At 72.2% G+C, this 20,506-nt stretch carries 14 protein-coding genes; 2 read left to right on the forward strand and 12 right to left on the reverse strand.

Annotated features, from left to right (window positions below; genetic code table 11):
- Positions 1–344: 344 nt before the first annotated feature.
- From SJY14_RS13780 to SJY14_RS13790, 3 genes are all read right to left on the reverse strand, one after another.
- On the reverse strand, positions 345–3,530 hold the full coding sequence (locus SJY14_RS13780) for a S8 family serine peptidase (protein ID WP_396599165.1): 3,186 nt from the start codon (positions 3,528–3,530) through the stop codon (positions 345–347).
- 229 nt (positions 3,531–3,759) lie between these two features.
- Entirely contained in the window at positions 3,760–5,067 is a 1,308-nt protein-coding gene (locus tag SJY14_RS13785) for an alpha/beta hydrolase (protein WP_396599166.1), read from the reverse strand.
- Between the two features lie 109 nt (positions 5,068–5,176).
- A complete protein-coding gene (locus tag SJY14_RS13790) occupies positions 5,177–6,286 on the reverse strand; it encodes a hypothetical protein (RefSeq protein ID WP_396599167.1) in 1,110 nt (369 codons plus the stop codon).
- Between the two features lie 70 nt (positions 6,287–6,356).
- Here SJY14_RS13790 and SJY14_RS13795 point away from each other — a divergent pair, with 70 nt between their 5' ends.
- Positions 6,357–7,763: a mannosyltransferase family protein gene (locus SJY14_RS13795; protein WP_396599168.1), complete on the forward strand. Its 1,407-nt coding sequence runs from the start codon at positions 6,357–6,359 to the stop codon at positions 7,761–7,763.
- Between the two features lie 138 nt (positions 7,764–7,901).
- Here SJY14_RS13795 and SJY14_RS13800 read toward each other — a convergent pair whose 3' ends face one another.
- The 5 genes from SJY14_RS13800 to SJY14_RS13820 are packed head-to-tail and all read right to left on the reverse strand — an operon-like array spanning position 7,902 to position 14,037.
- A complete protein-coding gene (locus SJY14_RS13800; RefSeq protein ID WP_043595110.1) occupies positions 7,902–8,915 on the reverse strand; it encodes an LLM class flavin-dependent oxidoreductase in 1,014 nt (337 codons plus the stop codon).
- A 50-nt stretch (positions 8,916–8,965) separates the two neighbouring features.
- On the reverse strand, positions 8,966–10,087 hold the full coding sequence (locus SJY14_RS13805; protein WP_071255088.1) for a ThiF family adenylyltransferase: 1,122 nt from the start codon (positions 10,085–10,087) through the stop codon (positions 8,966–8,968).
- Positions 10,084–12,549 (reverse strand): FtsX-like permease family protein, encoded by a 2,466-nt coding sequence (locus SJY14_RS13810; RefSeq protein ID WP_396599169.1) that lies wholly within the window; start codon positions 12,547–12,549, stop codon positions 10,084–10,086. Before SJY14_RS13810 ends, SJY14_RS13805 begins: the two co-directional genes overlap by 4 nt.
- Positions 12,509–13,282, reverse strand: a complete 774-nt coding sequence (locus tag SJY14_RS13815) for an ABC transporter ATP-binding protein (protein WP_396599170.1) — start codon at positions 13,280–13,282, stop codon at positions 12,509–12,511. The genes SJY14_RS13810 and SJY14_RS13815 overlap by 41 nt, the downstream gene beginning before the upstream one ends.
- Positions 13,279–14,037 (reverse strand): lysophospholipid acyltransferase family protein, encoded by a 759-nt coding sequence (locus tag SJY14_RS13820; protein ID WP_396599171.1) that lies wholly within the window; start codon positions 14,035–14,037, stop codon positions 13,279–13,281. Before SJY14_RS13820 ends, SJY14_RS13815 begins: the two co-directional genes overlap by 4 nt.
- Positions 14,038–14,542: 505 nt before the next feature.
- Between SJY14_RS13820 and SJY14_RS13825 the strand changes: the two genes are divergently transcribed.
- Positions 14,543–15,121: a LuxR C-terminal-related transcriptional regulator gene (locus SJY14_RS13825; protein ID WP_071255082.1), complete on the forward strand. Its 579-nt coding sequence runs from the start codon at positions 14,543–14,545 to the stop codon at positions 15,119–15,121.
- 146 nt (positions 15,122–15,267) lie between these two features.
- Here SJY14_RS13825 and araA read toward each other — a convergent pair whose 3' ends face one another.
- The 4 genes from araA to SJY14_RS13845 form a co-directional block, all read right to left on the reverse strand.
- On the reverse strand, positions 15,268–16,797 hold the full coding sequence (araA, locus tag SJY14_RS13830; RefSeq protein WP_396599172.1) for an L-arabinose isomerase: 1,530 nt from the start codon (positions 16,795–16,797) through the stop codon (positions 15,268–15,270).
- Positions 16,794–17,507, reverse strand: a complete 714-nt coding sequence (locus SJY14_RS13835) for an L-ribulose-5-phosphate 4-epimerase (protein WP_043595113.1) — start codon at positions 17,505–17,507, stop codon at positions 16,794–16,796. The genes araA and SJY14_RS13835 overlap by 4 nt, the downstream gene beginning before the upstream one ends.
- Positions 17,504–19,321 carry a ribulokinase gene (gene araB / locus SJY14_RS13840; protein WP_396599173.1) on the reverse strand — a complete coding sequence of 606 codons (1,818 nt, stop codon included), beginning with the start codon at positions 19,319–19,321 and terminating at the stop codon, positions 17,504–17,506. Before araB ends, SJY14_RS13835 begins: the two co-directional genes overlap by 4 nt.
- A 92-nt stretch (positions 19,322–19,413) precedes the next feature.
- A complete protein-coding gene (locus SJY14_RS13845) occupies positions 19,414–20,403 on the reverse strand; it encodes a LacI family DNA-binding transcriptional regulator (protein WP_396599174.1) in 990 nt (329 codons plus the stop codon).
- Between the last annotated feature and the right edge of the window lie 103 nt (positions 20,404–20,506).

The following is a 20,506-nucleotide window of genomic DNA, read 5'->3' on the forward strand; positions in this document are numbered from 1 at the left end:
ACCGCCGGCAACTCCTGCCTCCTGGCACACCGCGGGCCGGGACACCTGGGCGGGCGGGCCGCGCCGCAGCACCGGGCAGGAGTTGCCGACAAGGACGCCGCACCGCCGGCAACTCCTGCCTGCTGTCGCACCGCGGGCCGGGACACCTGGGCGGCCGAGCCGCGCCGCAGCACCGGGCAGGAGTTGCCGACACCGACGGGCGAGCATCGGGGCGGGGCAGGAACGGGACGGGACGGAGCGGGTGCGGGGACGCGGCGGGTGCGGGGACGGGAGGAGGCGGTGGTCGCCTTCGCGGGGAAGGTGACCACCGCCTCCGGGTGGGTCAGGCCGTCAGGCCGCGGGTGCTAGCCGCGCCACGGGAACCAGCCGTGGAAGAGATCGCCGAGGGCGTTCCAGATCCACTGCAGGATGTCGCCGAGGCTCCAGCCGCCGGGGTGGCCCGGCTGACCGGGCCCGGGGCCCGGATCGGTGGGCGTGGGCGTCTCGGGCTCTTCGCCCGAGGCGACCGTGAGGTAGGTGACCTGCCCGGTGTCGCCGTACGCGATGCGACCGAGGAAGGTCTGCTCGTAGGGCAGGCCCGTCCAGGACGCGGTCAGCGTCGCCGTCTCGCCCAGCCCGGCCGAGAGGGTGGCCGGGTCGACCGTGAGGCCTCCGACGGCCGTCGCCGGGTCGAGCAGGTACGAGGTCAGCGTGTAGTCGAGCTGCCCGGCACCGCTGTAGAAGTCGACCAGCAGGACGTACTCGCCCGCCGCGGGGGCGTCGAGGTCGATCTGCTCGTCGGCCGAACCCGTCGCCGAGGAGGCCGCGAGCTGGTCGGGCGCACCGTCGGCGCCGGCCGTGTACAGAAGCAGGTCGAGGTCAGCGGTGTCGTCGGCACTGTCGAGGACGAAGCGCGCGTGGGTGGTGCCCTCGGCGATCGTGACCGGCGTCTCGGCCGCTGCGGCGCCCGCCGTGCCCGAACCGGACGTGACCTGACCGGCGGCGAGGCCCTCGGTCGTGAGCGGCAGCTCGAGAGCGTCGCCGGCCGTGACGTCGAACGCCTTCTCGCCCGTGGCACCCTCGCCGGCCACCTCGGCCGGGGCCTGCAGCTGGACGGGGCGCACGGCGAGCGGGCTGCGCACGTCGTGGGTCCCGTCGGACCAGGTGAGGTAGCCGGTCGCGAACTGGTCGAGGGCGGCCGTCGTGCGGGTGAAGGTGACCGTGTAGTCCTGCTTCTCGCCCGCGGCGCCGAACGTCAACGTCGAGGGTTCGACCGTGGCCGTGACGCCGTCCATCTCGATCGGGGCGACCGTGTAGGTGCCCGCCCCGGTCGAGGTGACGGTGCGCGTGACCTGTGCGGTGCCGGCCAGCGAGCCGACGCTGATCGACGCGAGGTTGAGCGACGAGTCGGTGCCCTCGACGGTGTCGATCGAGTCGACGTAGGCCTGCCAGTCGGCCGGCCCGTTCTCGTAGAGCAGCCCCGGTTCGAGGAACGCGGTCGGGTCGACGTGCCCGGCGCCCTGGGCGAAGACGTCCTGGCTCGGAGCGCCGTCCTCGCCGACGAGGTCGTAGGCGGTCGTCATCATGGCCGATTTGACCTCGTCGGGGGTCCAGTCGGGGTGCACGCTCTTCGAGAGGTAGAGCGCGGCCAGACCGGCGATGTGCGGGGACGACATCGACGTGCCCGAGAGGAACTCGTACGTGCCGGGCTCACCCTTCGCGTTGGCGCCGTCGGCGAGGATCGCCACGCCGGGGGCCGAGATGTCGGGCTTCAGCAGGTTGCCGCCGTCGGCGGTCACCGGTCCGCGCGACGAGAAGCCGGCGATCTGCGGGGTGGCGGGCTCGGGCAGGGCGCCCGGGTTGCCGTCGAGCAGGGTGACGGTGGCACCTTCGGTGTCGGCGTACGCGTGGATCGCGTCGTAGTCGTCGGCGTCGAGGTGGACGGTGGGGACGGCGTGCTCGTCGAGGTCGACCGAGCTGCTCGTCGGGTTGACGAGCACCATGCCGATGCCGCCGGCGCGCTCGACCTCGGCCGACTTGGCCGTACGGTCGTAGACGCCGCGGTCGCAGAGCACGATCGTGCCGGCGGCCTTCGCGGGGTCGAGGGTGTCCGGGGCACAGAGGGTCACCGCGGTGGCGTCCGCACCGGCGGCCGCGACGGCGGTCGACGAGACGAAGCCGCCCGTCAGGCCGTCCGTGCCGGTCGGCACGGTGATCGAACCGCCCAGGTAGTCGGTGCCGTCGGCGGTCTGCACGGTCGCGCCGTAGCTGGGGATCGTCGACGCCGCGACCGTGGTGATCCAGGGTGCGGCGTTGTCGGCGGTGGTCGCGGTCGGGCCGTCGTTGCCGGCCGAGGCCGCCACGAAGACGCCGGCCGAAGCCGCGCCGAGGAAGGCCTGGTCGGTGGCCGAGAAGGTGCTCGTGGCCCCGCCTCCGCCGATCGAGTAGTTGATGACGTCGACGCCGTCGGTGACCGCGGCCTCGATGGCGGCGATCAGGTCGAGCGTGGCGCAGCCGTCGTCGTCGGTGGCGACGCGGTCGGGGCCGTCCCAGCAGACCTTGTAGGCCGCGATCTTGGCGGACGGGGCGACGCCCGAGACGGTGCCGAACGAGCGGTCGCCGATGGTGGCCTCGACGTCGGCGTTGCCCGCGGCGGTCGACGCCGTGTGGGAACCGTGGCCGTTGCCGTCACGGGGTGACAGGTACTCGCCCTGCTCCTCGGTGCCGATGTTGCCGACGCCGAAGCCGTCGACGAAGTAGCGCGCACCGATCAGCTTCGTGTTGCAGTCGCCCGCGTCGAACTGCACGCCGGTCTGGCACACGCCGGTGAAGGTCCCGCCGTCGCCCTTGGCGAAGACCGTCCGGTCGCCGTCGAGGTGGGGCTCGGTGTCGCTGGCGGACCCCAGGGGGTCACCGGCGAACGAGGCGTTGCCCGCCGCGATGCCCGAGTCGATGATGCCGACGACGACTCCCTCGCCGGCTTTCTCGCGTCCGCCGACGGCATCCCAGACGCCGCCGTTCCCCTCGGTGTCGCCGAGGCCGAGGAACTCGGTCGAGGGCGTCGCCTGCAGCTTGAGCAGCTCGTTCTTCGAGACGGCGGCGACCGAGGGGTCGCTCGCGAGCTTCGCGGCCTGGGCGGCCGTGAGGTCGGCCGCGAAGGCGTTCGTCGTGATGGCGTAGCTCGCCTCGACGGTCGCGCCGGCCGCCTCCGCGACGTCCTGTTGGACGCCCTTCAGGTGCTCGGCGTAGTCCTGCACGGGGGCGCTCTGCGCGTCCAGGTCGCTGCCCTCGGGCACGGCGGTGCGGGCGAGGCCCGGCTGGCCGCCCTCGTAGGTCGCCGCCGCCGGCTCGCGCAGCGTGACGATGTACTTGCCGTCGGCGAACTGGCTGTCGCCCACGACGGCCGGGCCGTCCGCGGCGAAGGAGGCGGTGGCCGGCACCGCGACGAGGCCCGCGGCGACGACGCCGGTGGCCAGCAGGGTGGCGAAGCCGCCACGGAGACGGGTGCGGGGCGGAGCGGTCGGCCTGCGTCGGCCCGATGGTGTGATCACGGATCGCCTTTCGATGCACGCCGTGCGGAGCGTGCTGTCGGGGGTGCGCCGCAGCCCCGGGCTGCGGTCGATCCATAAGAACTACCTGTGAATGTCCGTGGCCCTCTAGTGGGGGCCATGGCCGAAACCGGCCACTGACCGGCTTCGGCCAGAGAGTTCACACGAGGAGGCGCGGGTGGGGCACCGACGTCGTCCCCCCTTCGGCGGACGGTCGCCTCGCCGCTCCCCGCTACGCCCTCGTCAGCCCGAGCCGCGCCGCCGCCCACGCGGTCCCCGTGCCGAGCCCACGGGACGCCGTGGCCCAGTCGTGGCCGCTGCCGGGTACCACCTCGCGGGTGACGTCCATTCCCGCGGCCCGGGCGGCCGCCGAGACGACGGGCATCACGGGCCCGTAGCGCGCGTCGGTCTCGCCGACCGCGAAGAACCCGGCGCTGTCGGAGTAGGGGGCTCGTGCGGCCAGCACGGCGAGTGGCTGGGCCGCGGCGTAGGCCGCCCGGTCGCCGCCGAAGCCCCGCTCCACCGTCGCCCGCGCTCCCCCGTCGAGCCGCGGCCCGATCTGCCCCGAGACGTCGACGAACGAGGCGAAGAGCTCGGGATGACCCGCCGCCAGCTGGAGCGAGCAGGTGCCGCCCTGCGAGAAGCCCGAGACAGCCCACGCCCGGCCGGGTGCCTGCACCGAGAGATGGCTCGTGATCCAGCGGGGCACGTCGACCGTCAGGTAGGTCTCGCTGTGACCGAGCGGCCCGTCGACGCACATCGGGTTGTTCGTCGGTCGCTCGAGCTGGTCGGGCATGACGACGATCGGCGCGAGGCCGTCGTGCGCGCGGGCGAGGGTGTCGAGCGTCGCGACCATCCGGCCGGCGTCGACGAGGTTCTCGGGGGCCGCACCCGGGCCCTGTCCGGACAGGACCACGTCGACGGGCAGGGGCGGCGGATCGGCCACGAGGGCGGCGGGCGGCAGGTAGACGAGGGCGTCCCGCGCGTCGAAGTGGGACACGGTGCCCGGGACGGCGACGCTGCCGAGCCGTCCTCGCGACGGCAGGTCGGCGGGTGCCCGCCAGGTGCGACCCAGGTCGAGGGCGGCCGGGGTCGACGTCCGGCCGGCCCGCACCGCCGCCGTCTGCGCGGCCGGGACGACGAGCGCCGGGACGTCCGAGATGCCGAGCAACGCCCCCGCGGTCGGGAAGAGCCCGCCGTCCCGGTTGATCGCGAGTCCGGTGGCGAGGACCATCACGACGACCGTCGACGCGGCGAGGACCCGGCGGCCGGCGCCTCCGCGGACCAGGGCGACCACGGCCGTGCCGACGACCGCCAGCAGGGCCCCGACCCAGAGTCGGTCGACCCAGGTGGGCGAGACGTCGAGGACGTCCTCGACGTCTCCGAGCCACCAGGTGACCAAGGCGCCGAGCCCGGCCCCCAGGGCGGCGGCTCCGGCGATCCACCGCCACCAGGTGCGTGCCCGGCGTGGGCGACGCAGCGTCCGGGCCACGAGCGCGCCCGCCACCGCGTAGACGGCGGCGAGGGTGGCTGCCGACACCAGCGAGAGCCTCAGCACGATGGCTCGGGACGGCGCAGATCGGTCACGTCCGGGACGCTACCGAGGCGACCCGATGGGTGAGCCGTGAGCAGGCTGGGCGTCGGCCGACTCAGACCCAGCCGCGGCGGGCGGCCTCGACACCGGCGTGGAACCGGTTGCTCGCGCCGAGCTCGTCGAAGAGGGCGTGCAGGCGCCGCCGGAGCGTGCGGGACGAGATGCCGAGCTGACCCGCGATCACCTCGTCTGTCGCCCCCGCCGCCACGAGGGCGAGCAGGTCGCGCTCGGCGGGGGTGGGGGGTCGCATCGCGAGCCGCGCCTCCTGGTCCCGGGACGGGGTGGCGACGCCGGACGGCGACGTCACGGTCGACGTCGACGACGCCGCCAGTCGCGCGGCCACCGAGGCCCAGTCGACGGCGGCACGACCGGCCCCCGGCGTGCCCGGCACGGGCAACGCGCTGCGCCACCGGGCCTCGAACAGGTCGTGGAGTGCGGCGACGAGCGGCTCGGACTCGGTCACGAGCGCCTCGGGCCGGGCGGGGTCGTGGCCGATCGAGACGAGGGCGACCCGGCGGTCGGCGACGGCGAGCTTGACCGGCAGGTCGTGCGTGATGCGGGCCTCTTCGCCGTCGGCGCCGAGGCGGTGCACGCCCTGCCAGCTACCGTCGGCCGAGATGCTGGCGACCGTGTAGACCGCCCGCCACCGCACCCCGCGCCCGAGGGCCACCCGCTGGGTGGACTCGTTCGACGCGACGACGTAGGGCGGACGGTCGAAGGCGACGAAGTCGGTGGTCGCGCGGTGCTCGAGCCGTGAGTACCAGTCGCCCACGGCCGCGTGACCGACCACGACCCGGGTCAGCTCGTCCGCGTCGCGCGGGCGGCGGCCCTCGTCGAAGAGCGCCCCGAGTTCGGGCACCGCCGCGCGCACCTCGACGAGTGCGTCGGCCCGCGCCGCGACGACGGCCGGGACGGCCACGCGGGGGTCGACCGCGCCGTAGCCGTCGCCACCCGCCGACCGCTGGACGAGCCCGAGCTGACGGAGGCGCTCCAGGGCGGCCAGGGCCGTCGCCTCGTCGAGGTGCACGGCCCGTGCCACGGCCTCGGGCGTCGGCCCGGCCGCCGTTCCCGCGGAGTCCGCCACCCCGGCCCCGGCGACGACGTGACGGTAGACCGCGACCGCCACGTCGTCGATCCCGAGGGCGGCGAAGGACGGAAGGGGCACGGGTCGATCTTGCCCCGTCCCAGCCGACTCTTGGTAGCGTCGTCCAGATGACCGGACACGGGGCGGGGCGGTGAGCCGCGAGACGATCGCGTCGCCGTCGGCGGCGAGGCTGCGCCGACCCGCTTTCTCGGTCGATCTCGCCGGTCGGCTGTCGGGCAGCTGGCGCAGCGTGCTCGTCGTCTACCTCGCGTCGCGGCTGTTCTCGACGAGCGTCCTGTTCGCCGTCTACGAGGTCGCGAAACTGGCCGGGGCGACCTTTATCACGCCGGGCAGCGACCGCAGCTTCCTCGACTTCACGTCGTCGTGGGACGCCGACCGGTACCGCACCATCGCGTTGCACGGCTACCCGTCGACCCTGCCCACCGACGCCACGGGCGAGGTGCTGCCGAACGAGTGGGCGTTCCTGCCGGTCTTCCCGTACGTCTGCCACCTGCTGATGGTGGCCACGGGCATGGACTTCACCGTCGCCGCCCCCCTGCTCGCCACCGTGTTCGGGGCGGGTGCGGCGATCGTCCTCCACCGCCTGCTCGTGACGAAGGTCGGACACACCGGCGCCCTCTGGGCCGTGCTGCTGTTCTGCTTCGGGCCGATGGCCTTCGTCATGTCGGTCGGCTACGCCGAAAGCCTCTTCCTGCTGCTGATGTTCGGCGGCCTGCTCGCCATGCAGCGGCGGAACTACCCGCTCGTGGCGGCGGCGGGCATCGTCGCGTCGTTCGTCCGCCCCGGGGCGCTCGCCCTGGCGTTGGCGCTCGGCATCCACCTGATCGTGCGCTGGCACACCGAGCGGGAACGGCCCGAGGCCCGGCCGGTGGCCTCGGAGGCGGCCGGCGCTGCGACGACGCGGTCGACCGGGGTCGCCGGGACGCGACGGATCGCCGGGATCGGCACCGCGCCTCCTGCGCTCGTCCTCGCCGCCCGCACGTCGGCCCGCCGTGCCTGGGCCGGTCTGCGCGAGTTCGTCGTCGGCGGCCGGATGCCGACGCGCGAGCTGACGACGATCGTCGTGGCGGGGCTGGCGATGGCCGCGGCGGGACTCGCGTGGCCGGTCGTCGCCCACGTGGTCACGGGACAGTCGGACGCTTACCTCGAGACCGAGATGGCCTGGTGGGTCGACTACGTCGGCCGCCCGGCGTTCGTGCCGTTGACGCCGTGGTTCCTGCTTGCCGGCCGCTGGTTGGGCATCGGGGGCATCGTGCTCGTGCTGGCCATCATCGCGTCGTTCACGTTCTGGATGACCCGCCGCTCGACCCTGCGGCTCGGCCACGAGGTCGTCGCGTTCGTCGCGGGGTTCTTCGCCTACCTCGTCGCGGTGTTCCTGCCGCAGCAGAGCCTGTTCCGGCTGCTCATGCCGCTCAGCCCCGTGCTCGGCACGCCCGCGATCTCGTCGCGCCCGTGGTTGCGCCGCACGATGCTGCTCGGCGGGGCGGCCCTGCAGCCCGTCGCCGTCGTTTTCGTCTTCCTCTTCACCGCGCCGTAGCCACCGCGGCGTGGCCACGGGCTGCTCCGACGAAGACACCGCCGAGCGGACAGGACATCGTCGCATCTCTCGGTGTCTCGTCCACCCGGCGGTGTCCGGCAAGCGGGGCGCAGCGCGTCTCGCCCGGAGGCGAGGCGGCTACGCGGCGGCGGGGGCCAGCTGCATCGCGTCGGCGAGGAGCGCGACCGACCGGAGGCGCGCCTCCGTCGACGAGGCCGCGTGCGCGACGATCAGCTCGTCGGCCTGGGCGGTGCGGGCGAACTGCTCCATGTACTCGCGGGCGTCACCGGGCGTGCCGACGGCCGTGTAGGTCGTCATGGTCTGGACGTGCTGGCCGACGGGGGTGCGGAGCAGGTGGTCGAGTTCGTCGTCGCCGAACTCGCGCGTGGGGTCGATCTGGCCGCTCTGGCGCAGCAGCATCATCAGACGTTGGCGCTTCATGGTGGCGAACTGGGCGTCGGCCTCGTCCGCGTCGTCGGCGACGACCGCGTTGACGGCGGCGAGCACGTACGGCTCGCTCAGCTGGGTCGACGGCTGGAACTCGCGGCGGTAGGCCGAGACGGCGTCGATCAGGTCGCCGGGCGCGAAGTGCGAGGCGAACGCGTAGGGCAGGCCGAGGGCAGCGGCGAGCTTCGCGCCGAAGAGCGACGAGCCGAGGATGTACAGCGGCACGTTCGTGCCGGCACCGGGGACGGCCTGGACGCCGGCGACGCGGGACTCCCCCGCGAGGAAGGCCTGCAACTCGACGACGTCCTGCGGGAAGCGTTCGGACGACGAGGGGTCGCGGCGCATGGCGCGGAAGGTGGCCTGGTCGCTGCCGGGAGCGCGGCCGAGGCCGAGGTCGATGCGGCCCGGGTGCAGGGTCTCGAGGGTGCCGAACTGCTCGGCGATGGCGAGCGGCGAGTGGTTCGGCAGCATGACGCCGCCGGAGCCGAGGCGGATGGTCGAGGTCTGGCTCGCGATGTGGGCGATCAGCACCGACGTCGCGCTCGAGGCGATGGAGGCCATGTTGTGGTGCTCGGCGTACCAGACCCGCCGGTACCCGCTCGCCTCGGCCTGCTGCGCCAGGGCCACGGAGGCCGCGAAGCTCTCGCGCACGGTTTGACCGGGTGCGACGGGGGCGAGGTCGAGGATCGAGAGGGGAATGCTCATGCGGGGGTGAACAACGACGGGCGTCGCCGTATGCCCGGTCTCGGCGATCGTCAGGTCGAACCGGTCGTCTCGGACGATGGAACGCATCCGCATCCGAGACGTGGTGGGATCGGACGCCAGACGCTGTCGAAGCTGGCGAGATCGACCTCGCGGACACCTCCGGCCAGTGCCGGTGGCGCTCCGAGCAGAATCCGGAGCGCCTCCCATGCCGTCATGTTCCCCACCACGCCGGCCAGCGGGGCGGCTGAACCGCCGGGCGATGAGCCCTTCAGCGTTCGCGCGGCACGTCCGTGGTCGTCGGCTGTCGCGGCACGGATGCACGACCAGCACGTCGTTCGGCCGGGCAGGACGGTGACACCCGGCACCCCGAGCAGGGCGCCGTACGCGCCTCCGACGATGTGCGGGACACCGACCGCGGTGCTCGCCGTCGCCACGACGTCGGCCACGACGGGCACCGAGGGCTGGTCTGCGCAACTCACGACGAGATCGGCGCCGGAGAGCAGGGTCGCGAGCTGTTCCGGGGTGTCCACCCGAATGCGCCGGACGTCGACGGCGATGTCCGCGTCGATCTCGGCGACTCGCTCTGCGGCTGCGTCGACCTTGACTCGTCCGATGTCACCGGAATCGAAGAGCACCTGCCGGTTCAGATTGGAGAGTTCGACGAGGTCGGGATCGATGAGCACGAGCTTTCCCACCCCCGCCGAGGCCAGCGATTGCACGACCCACGAACCAGCGCCACCGACGCCGACCACGACCACGCACGCACCGGTGAGCCGGCTCTGGATCGTCGTGGCGTCGTGTCCTCGAGCAACTGCGGACAGTTCACCGGCCGAGATCATCTCGTCGAAGAGTTGCAGTTGACGCGAATGCCTCGTGGCACGATCGGTGGACGACACCTCCGACGCCAGGAAGCGTTCGGATTCGAGGACCTGCAGCACGTTCTCGAGCGCTCCGCGATCACGCAAGGAAAGCGTCTGGGCGAGCTGCACCGGCGTGCGAGTCCCGTCGAGCAGCGGGACGAGGTCCGCTACCCAGGGTTCGACGGAGAAGGTCGACACGACCCGCTCGTACGTGGCCCTGAATTGCAGACGGCCGTCGGTGAGCTGGACGACGACGATGCTGTCTCGCAGACGGGGGCGAGCGGTTGAGCCCGATCTCGCATCACCGCTCATGACGTGCCCCTCAGAATCGTCAGGGGCTCCGTGCGGGAGGCCCGCAGGACCGGACCCACGGCGGCGAAGGCGAGAGCGATCGCCGTCACGCCGACGATTCCCGCGGTCGTCGCAGGTTCGACCGCCGGGTCGACCCCCACGCCGAGGAGCCTCGAGACGATCCGTGTCCCGAAAGCACCCCCGAACGAGCCGAGGAGCAGTCCCGCACTCAGCGACGCCACGGCGATCACGGTGGCATCCCAGGCGACGAGAGCACCGACGCCGCGACGTCGGCACCCCACGGTGCGGAGCACGGCGAGTTCACCGCGCCGCGCTTCGACGTCGAGGCTCAACGTGCTGCTGGCGCCCAGCGCCCCGAGGGCCAGCGTCACCGTCACCGCGGCGAAGAGTCCTGCGGTGAGGGCTGCCGTCTCGGAGGCGGCTCGATCCCTCGTCGCCTCGGCAGTGATGACGTCGACACCGGGCACACCGACCACCTGAGCGGTGATGCGGTCTGACAAGTCGGCGACGTTGACCCCGTCGTTTGCCGACACGTCCCACCGAGAGACCCCCGTGACACCGAGTTCCCGCGCCGTCCTGCGGTCGATGACGACCTGTTGCCCCGTGGCCACCGAGGTGAAGAGCCCGACGACTTCGAGGGGCACCTGGGTCCCCCCGGCCGACACGACGACCTCGTCGCCCGGGGCCACCGTCAGGGACTCGGCGACCCCCCTCGGCAGGGCGATCCCCCCACCGGCCCTCAGCAACTCGACACCTCTCGATCCGCCGCCGGCGGACCACGCGAGCCCCGACACGTCGAACCAGGTCTCGGGGTCGACGGCCTGGAAGGGCACGTCGAGTTCGGCGGACGCGGACCGGACGGTGGCCTCTCCGGACACCGACCGCGCGACGTCCCGGACGCCGTCGACGGCGATCGTCGGCTCGGCGTCGTCCGACAAGGGCACGACCGAGGTGACTTGCACGTCGGCCCCGAACTGCCGATCGATCTGTTCCCCTGTCGCGGAGGCGACGGCACCGACGGATGTGGCGAGCGACACCGCACCGAAGACGACAAGGGTGAGGGCCCCGGTCACCGTCGACCTGCCGCGGGTCGGTCGGCGACGCGCCAGGTCGGCTGCCCACTGGAGCCTGGCCGCCAGTGCAGCCAAGGGCGCGATCGCGAGGCGGGAGAGCGCCAGCGCGCAGGCTGCCAGGGCGACCAGGCCCAGAGCGTCGAGGAAGGCGCCTGTGTCGAGGGCCCAGATCACCATCGCCGAGAGCGACGCGACCACGACGCCCGCGACGGCTCGTCGCCGCGGCAACGATCCGGTCGACCCGTCTGCGGGGTCGACGCCCCTCACGACGAACGCCGGCGAAATTCGACGGACGTCGGCGACGGCTCGGCGGGCTCCGAGCACGGCGGAGATCGCTCCGGCCAGCACACCGAGACCGACCGAGAGGGTGAGAGTCGACAGAGACGGAGTCGCCCCGTCCGTCCGACTCATCACCACCGCAGCGCCGGCGACGCCGACCGCGACGCCCACGACCGTTCCGGCCGCTGCGACCATGGTGACCTCGGCGCCGACCGACGAGACCAACCACCGCGTCGACGCGCCCGTGGCCAGCATCACACCGTAGGTGCGGCGCCGTGCCCGGACGGCAGCCGTGCTCGCCAGTGAACCGAGCAGTGCCGACACGGCGAGGGCGACCAGAGCGAGCCCTGCCATGACCGTCGTCACGGCCGTTTCGATGGGACCGAGGCCGTCTGCCACGGCCGACGTGTCCTGGAAGACGGCTCCGGCCGGGAGCGCCGCTCGGTGTTCTGCTGCCCAGGTGGACGCGACTGCAGGATCGAGCTCGAGGTCGAGACGGGTGAGGTCACCCTCGAGCCCGAACGCCCTCTGGACCACGTCGAGGTCGGTGAAGAGGTTGTCCCGGGCGAAGACACCCAACGACCGGGGGTCGACGAGCCCCACCACGTCGAACGAGCGGACGCCCGAGGGAGTCGTCAACGAGATCCGACTCCCCAGGGAGGCGCTCATGCGGTCTGCGACATCGGTCGGCACCAGGAGCTCGTCCGAGCCCGGCCGAGGAGCTCGACCGTCGGTGACCACCCGGGAGGCGAGCGAGTCCGGCCCGGCCGGGGCACCGGTCAGGAGGAGGGTGTCCGCCTCACCCGTCGTGCCGACGGCGACCGTCTCTCGACTCAGGGTCGGGAGCGACGACACGACACCGGGATCGGCGGCGAGTGCGTCCACGAGACCCTCGTCGACGAACTCGCGATCGACCGCGGGGACGATGCCGACGTCCCCGAACGTGAGCAATGAGTCGATCCCGTCGACGACCGTCTGGCGCGCCGTCAGCCCGGTGACGAGTGCTGCCGTGAGAAGGGCGACCCCCAAGGCTGCCGTGAGGGCGGTGAGCCCCGCCCGCCGCCGTCCGTCAGCGATGTTCCGCCAACCAAGCGCGAACGCGTTCTTCATGGGCCCTCCCCTCGGCGCTGTCGGTTGTGGCCGCCGGTGTGAAGCGTTCGTCGGCGATGACTCGGCCGTCTCGCAGGACGATGATCCTGTCGGCGATGCAGGCGGTCTCGAGGTCATGGGTGACCACCACGACCGCTGATGCCTGGTCGTCCACGACCACGGCCCGGAGCAGCCTCAGGACATCCCGTGAGGTCGCACTGTCCAGCGCGCCGGTCGGTTCGTCCGCGAGGACGAGAGACGGACGGGAGAAGAGCGCGCGAGCCAGGGCCACACGCTGGGCCTCTCCGCCCGACAAAGTGGCCGGACGAGCCGGCCCGAGACCGTCGAGGCCGAGTTCATCGAGTAGCGCGTGCGCTCGATCCGCCCATTCCGAGCGGCGTCTTCCCGCGACGAGTGACGTGAGCGCGACGTTCTCGAGCACCGACAGGGTCGGGACGAGGTGGGAGTCCTGGAAGACGAATCCGATGCGATCTCTACGCAGGACGGTGCGCTCCGCCTCGGAGAGGGAGGAAAGGGTCATTCCGTCGAAGACGATCTGTCCGTGATCGGGGGTGTCGAGGGCACCGACCATCTGCACCAGAGTCGACTTGCCCGAGCCGGAGCGACCGACGATCGCGACGATCGCGCCCTCGTGAAGGTCCAACGAGACACGGTCGACGGCGGGCGGTCTCCCGCCACGGCTCTCGAAGAGCCGTGACACTTCTCGGATCTCGACGAGCGGAACCGTGGTCACGCCGCCGACTCCGTCCGCATCAGATCGAAGTCGGTCCACATCTCCCAGTCGCCGGCGCGGCCGTCGAGGATGAGCCTCTCGATGAGTCGCCACAACGCGACCGTTGACCCCTGGACCTCGACGTCATCTGTCGGGGCCGGAATCGCCGGGTGGAACGTCAGGACGAACTGTGCTTCTCCCGTCCGGTCGAGGTGCATCGGGAGCATGGGTGCGCCCGCGGCACGACTCATGAGGGCCGGCCCCTGCGGCGCGAAGACGGAAGCCCCCAGGAACGGGACGACGGTGTGGTGACGGCCTCGGCCTCTGGGGTCGAACTCGGGGAACATCGCGAAGACGAGTCCATCTCTCAGCGCCTGGAGCCCATTTCGGAAGGTCGCGTCGTCGTCGACGGCGAAGGCGTCGACATCGAGAGAGGGAAACGCCCGATCCCGGAGCTCGTCGAAGTTCATCCTGTTGAAGACGAAGCGCGTGGGGTGTCGGTGCGCGACGATCGGCGGGACGACGTAGGACGCCCCGAAGTGCAGAGGCAGGGCCAGGGCACCACGGCCGTGCTCCATCGCCTCGTCGAGGTGCTCGCCGCCACGAACCTCGACGACCTCGTCCAGCCGAGCTCGGTCGTCGAGCCACAGCGTGACGAACGTCGACTCGAATTGCATCCGAGGCCCGTAGTCGCCGTATCGTCCAGCTGCAGCGTCGATGTCGACGGAGGCGAGACCCGGCAAGCCCCCCATGGCGGCACGGGCCTTGGCCGCCATGCCGGCGCTCGTGTCGGACGGGTCAGCGATCGAGTCGTAGGCGGGCAGGTCGAACCGGGCGATGTCGTTCATGAGTCGCCACGCTGCAGCGGGCCCGGCGGCGCGGAGCGCCGACCAGAGACGTTCGTATCGGACGACCTCGAAGAGGGTGAAGACGGGAAGGGACATGTCGACTTTCGGGAGATGCGGTCACCGGACTGACAGAGAAGGCGGACCGCCCGACGGGCGGCCCGCCTCGGCTGTCAGGTGCAGAGGCACCCGCCGTTGCAGCGTGCTGCGCTACCCGGCTTGAGCGTCGTGCTCTCGATCTTGTTCATGCGTTCCCTCCTCCCACGTCGAATCGACTGGACACCTCCGAGTCTCGGCATCGGCAGCTCGACTGGAAAGTCACGGCCGTCACGAAATCACTACGCATGCGTCACGTCGACGTCATGAGACATACTGGTCATGAATTCGACGACGAGTGGGGGATGCCTTGGCACACGACGGAACGATCGGAGTTCGCGTGGTCGCCGACGATGTGCTCACGCGGTCGGCGATCGAGGCGTGCATCCGTGTCACGCCGGGGCTGACACCCGTCACGATGCACGACCCCGCGAAGCCCGCCTCCGAACCGGGGCCTCCCCCCCGAAGCGTGCTGGTCATAGACGCCGACGACCACCCCGACGTCGTGGACGACGCCCGGCGACTGCGCCAGGGGCACGATGCCGTCGTGGTCCTGGGTCGCCGCTTGCCCGCCGTCCTCGTCCGTCAGATCGTCCGGTCGGGCATCGGCGCGGTCGTCTCGAAGCGGGCCAGCATCGACGAACTCCTCGCCGTGGTCCGGCGCACGGCTGCCGGAGAAGACCACGTCGACCCGAGGTTGGCCGCCACGGTCCTCCGCGCCGAGGCGTGCCCGCTCACGGCACGCGAGCGTGACGTCCTCCGCCTCGTCGACCGGTCGCTCTCGACCCGACAGTGCGCCGCCGAACTGCACCTCGCCGAGGGCACGGTGCGCAACCTGATCTCGTCCGCCGTCCGCAAGGTCGGGGCGCCCGACCGCGGACGGGCCGCCTCGGACGCGCGAGATCTCGGCTGGATCTAGACCCGCGCCTCCTCGGGGCCAACGCCCGACGAGCGGGCCCGGCCATCGCAACGACGAGTGGTCCCGGACCGTCGTCCGCCGTCGGGCGAAGGACGATCCGGGACCACTCGATGCGCGACCTGCGCGAGACGCGCGAGCCGCGAGGCCTACAGGCCGCGGGCGAGGCGGTGGTACGCGGCGTTCCAGGCGACCTCGTGACGGAAGTCGCGGATGCGGGTGTCCTCGTCGATGACGAGCAGCTCGGTCTCGACGATGCGCGCGAGGTCTTCGAAGGCCTCGAGCCCGACCGCGGTCGACATCACCGTGTGGTGGGCGGCGCCGGCCGTCAGCCACGCCTCGGCCGACACGGCGAACGACGGCCGGGGCTTCCACACCGCGCGCCCCACCGGCAGGTTCGGCAGGTCCTCGTCGGGGTCGACCACGTCGACCACGTTGACCGTCAGGCGGAACCGGTCGCGCACGTCGCTCATCGCGACGACGACGGCCGGGCCGGGGTCGGCCGAGAAGACCAGGCGCACCGGGTCGTCCTTGCCGCCGATGCCGAGAGCGTGCACCTCGAGCGAGGCGCGCCCCGACGTCAGCGCCGGGCTGACCTCGAGCATGTGGGCCCCGAGGATCTTCTCCTCGCCGGGCACGAGGTGGTACGTGTAGTCCTCCATCAAGGAGGCGCCACCCGGCAACCCGGCGCCCATCACGTTGGCCGCACGCACCAGCACCGAGGTCTTCCAGTCACCCTCGGCCCCGAAGCCGTAGCCCTCGGCCATCAGGCGCTGGACCGCGAGGCCGGGCAGCTGCTTCAGGGCGCCCAGGTCTTCGAAGTTCGTGGTGAAGGCGCTGAACCCGCCGGCCTCGAGGAACGAGCGCAGACCGATCTCGATCGCGGCACCGTCCCGCAGCGACTGGTGACGCTCGCCACCGGCGCGCAGCGCGGGCACGACGTCGTACTCGGCCTCGTACACCGCGACGAGCTCGTCGATCGCCGTCTCGGACGCCGCGGCGACGGCCTCGGCCAGCTCGTTGACGCCCCAGGTGTTGACCTGGACGCCGAAGGCCAGCTCGGCCTCGGTCTTGTCGCCCTCGGTCACGCCGACGAACCGCATGTTGTCGCCGAAGCGGGCCAGCTTGAGCGAGCGCATGGCCGAGGCCCCCGCGGCGGCGCGCATCCAGGTGCCGACCTGCTGCTGCACGCGCGGGTCGCTGACGTGGCCGACGACCGTCTTGCGCGGCACGCCGAGACGGGTCTGCATGTAGCCGAACTCGCGGTCGCCGTGGGCGGCCTGGTTGAGGTTCATGAAGTCGAAGTCGATGTCGGCCCAGGGCAGCGCGACGTTCGCCTGCGTGTGCAGATGGAGCAGCGGCTTGCGCAGCGCGTCGAGGCCGCCGATCCACATCTTGGCCGGGCTGAACGTGTGCATCCAGGCCGTGACGCCGATGACCGAGTCGTCGAGGTTCGCCTCGAGCATGGTGCGACGGATCGCGTCGGCGTCGGTCAGCACGGGCTTCCAGACGAGGCGCACGGGCACGTCGGAGGCGGCGGCGAGTTCGTCGGCGATGGTACGCGACTGGTCGGCGACCTGCTTCAGCGTCTCTTCGCCGTAGAGGCCCTGGCTGCCGGTGAGGAACCACACCTCTCGCGAGGCGAGGAAGGCGGTGGGGTCGAGGGTGTCGTTCGTCACTTCAGTTCTCCTGCGGGTGCTTGTCCGTAGACGTTCTGGTACCGGTCGAAGAGGGCGTCGATGCTCTCTGCCGGGATGGGGATGGGTTCGCCGAGCTGGCGGGTGATGTGGACGGTCCGCGCGACGTCCTCGGTCATGACGGCGGCCTTGACCGCGTCGCGGGCGTCCTTGCCGATCGTGAACACGCCGTGGTTCTGCATGAGCACGGCCCGGCTGCGGTGCCCCTCGAGGGTCGCGACGATGCCGCGGCCGATCGAGTCGTCGCCGATGATGGCGAACGGCCCGACGGGGATCTCGCCGCCGAACTCGTCGGCCATCGCCGTGATCACGCACGGGATCGCCTCGCCGCGGGCGGCCCAGGCCGTGGCGTAGGTCGAGTGCGTGTGCACCACTCCCCCGACGTGCGGCATGGTGCGGTAGACGTAGGCGTGCGCGGCGGTGTCGCTCGACGGGCTGCGGTCGCTGCCCGGAGTGCCCTCGACCACGGTGCCGTCGAGGCGGCAGAGGATCTGGTTCTCGGCCGTCAGGTCGTCGTAGAGCACGCCGCTCGGCTTGATGACGAAGAGGTCGGTGCCGGGCACGCGACCCGAGACGTTGCCGCCCGTCCAGACGACGAGCCCGTAGCGCACGAGTTCGGCGTGCAGCGTCGCGACGTCTTCTCGGGTCGCGTCGATGGCCGCCTGCGTCGAGCGGTCGATCCAGCCGGTCATGCGGTCACCTGCGCTTCGCTCGTGGCGGAGGCGGTGGCGTCCTGCTCGACCGCGTCCGTGCCCCGGACGCTCCCGGCGGTCGCCGAGGGACCCGAGGAGGCGCGGGTCGCCTCACGACGCATCGCGCGCAGGCGGTGCATCACGTCGTTACCACCCCGACCGAACCAGTCGTGCAGCAGGAGGTACTCGGCGTAGAGCGCGTCGTACGCGTCGGCGGCCGCCTCGTCGGGCACGTAGGTGGCCCGGTCGACGCTGCCCATGGCGTCGGCCGCCGACCGGATGTCGGGGTAGGCGCCCGCGGCGACGGCGGCGTGGATGGCCGAACCGAGGGCGGGACCCTGCTCGCTCGTGATGGTCGAGATCGGCAGGCGCAGCACGTCGCTGTAGGTCTGCATGAGGTGCGCGTTCTTGAGCAGGCCGCCCGCGGCGATGAACTCGGTGACCGGCACCCCGGACTCTTCGAAGGCCTGCACGATGCGGCGGGTGCCGAACGCCGTGGCCTCGAGCAGCGCGCGGTAGCCCTCTTCGGGCGTCGTGCTGAGCGTCTGGCCCACGATGACGCCGCTCAGCTCGTGGTCGACGAGCACCGAGCGGTTGCCGCTGTGCCAGTCGAGGGCGACGAGGCCGTGGGCCCCGACGGGCTGCTCGTAGGCGAGGTCGGTGAGGTGCTGGTGCACGCTCTTGCCGGCCGCCGCGGCGGCGTCGACCGACGACTGCGGCACCTGGTTCTTCACGTACCAGGCGAAGATGTCGCCGACGCCGGACTGGCCCGCCTCGTAGCCGTAGAGCCCGTCCACGATGCCGCCGTCGACGACGCCGCACATGCCGGGCACCTCGGCCAGTTTGTCGCCGTTCATGACGTGGCACGTGCTCGTGCCCATGATGGCGACCATCTGGCCGGGCTGGGTGGCCTTGGCGGCCGGGGCGGTGACGTGCGCGTCGACGTTGCCGACGGCCACGGCGATGCCCTCGGGCAGGCCCGTCCAGCCGGCGGCCTCGGCCGTCAGCGTGCCCGCGACGTCGCCCAGGGCGCCGATCTCGTGCACGACCTTGGTCTCGGCGAAGTCGGCGAAGTCGGGGTTCAGCGCGGCGAGGAACTCGCGGCTGGGGTACTCGCCGTCCTGGTAGATGCCCTTGTACCCGGCGGTGCAGGCGTTGCGCACGTACCGGCCGCTGAGCTGCCAGACGATCCAGTCGGCGGCCTCGACCCAGTGCTCGGTCGCGGCGTAGACCTCGGGGTCCTCTTCGAGCAGCTGCAGGCCCTTGGCGAACTCCCACTCGCTCGAGATGAGCCCGCCGTACCGGGGCAGCCACGACTCTCCGCGCTCGGCGGCCAGCTCGTTGATGCGGTCGGCCTGGCCCTGGGCGGCGTGGTGACGCCACAGCTTGACGAAGGCGTGCGGTCGGTCGGCGAAGCGGTCGAGCTCGTTGAGCGGGGTGCCGTCGGCCGTGGTCGGCACCATGGTGCAGGCGGTGAAGTCGGTGCCGATGCCGACGACCGCGGACGCGTCGACGCCCGACGCACGGAGGGCCTCGGGCACCGCGTTCTTCAGAACGTCGACGTAGTCGGACGGCACCTGCAGGGCCCAGTCGGCGGGGAGGCGCTCGCCCGTGCCGGGGAGGGTGCGGTCGACGACGGCGTGCGGGTACTCGAACGTGGCACTGGCCAGTTCGGCACCGTCGAGGACCCGCACGACGACGGCCCGGCCGCTGAGCGTGCCGTAGTCGACGCCGACGACGTACGTGTCGGCCGAGCTGCCGGCGGGGTCGGGGGCCGCGGGCGACGAGTCGGAGGGGATGGCGGTCTCAGCCATGGAACGTCCTTGTCCTGATGCGAAAGTGAGCGCTCACATTCTCACATGAGCGAGTGCGACCGTGCAATCTCGCACGGCCTGGTCGGAGCCCGTCAGCGGGCGGGGACCGCCGTCGACCGGCGGACGACGAGTTCGGGGTCGAGCGCCGCCACGGGCGCCTCGTCGCCGGCGAGCACGGCCTCGACGGTTGTCATGAGACGGCGTCCCAGCGCCTCGAAGTCCTGCCGCACGGTGGTCAGCGGCGGGACGAAGTGCTCGGCCTCGGGGATGTCGTCGAAGCCGACGATGCTGACGTCGCGCGGCACGACCCGACCGGCGTCGACGTAGGCGTGCACGACGCCGAGCGCCATCTGGTCGTTGCCGCAGAACACGGCCGTCACGTCGTCGCGGACGGCGAGCTCGCGACCGATGCGATGACCCGAGCCCGGCGTCCAGTCGCCGCGCAGCAGCACCGTCGAGTCGACGCCGAGCCGGGCGCAGGCCTCGCGCCAGCCCCGCTCGCGGTCGCGGCCGTCCATCCACCCGTCGGGCCCGGCGACGTGCGCGATGCGACGGTGACCGAGGGACACGAGGTGCTCGACGGCGGCCTCGGCCCCGGCGGCCTGGTCGAACGACACCGTGTGGTGGCCGTCCTCGGCCTCGCTGTCGGCCGTGACGAGCGGCACCGACACCCCGGAGCGCCGCAGCACCTCGAGCGCCTCGGCGTCGGGGGCGATGAGCACGATGGCCGCCACGTTCTGGCCCACCAGCGAGTCGAGCGCCTGCCGCATGCCCTGCCGGTCGTCGACGTCGAGGGTGGCCATCGACACCTGGTAGCCGGCGCGACGGGCCGCGCCGTTGAAGCCGTGCATGGTGCTCGACGGCCCGTAGAACGGGAACCCCGTGCTGATCACACCGAGCGACTTCGTCTTGCGGCTGGCCAGGGCGCGGGCGGTCAGGCTGGGCCGGTAGTTGAGCTCTTCGATGGCGACGTCGACCTTGGCCTTGGTGGCCGGCCGGACGGTGGGGTCGCCGTTGACGACCCGCGACACGGTCTGGTGCGAGACGCCGGCCGCGGCCGCGACGTCGAAGAGGGTTGCCACGAGGTGATCCTAGTTCGGTTCGGTTTTCGGGACGTCGGTGTCCTGCGCGGCCGGCCCGCGCCTCCTGCGGCCTGGTCGGTGCCCGCCGAGGGCGGGGAGACGA

The organism is Frigoribacterium sp. R86507, assembly GCF_044597695.1.
Taxonomy (GTDB): Bacteria; Actinomycetota; Actinomycetes; order Actinomycetales; family Microbacteriaceae; genus Frigoribacterium.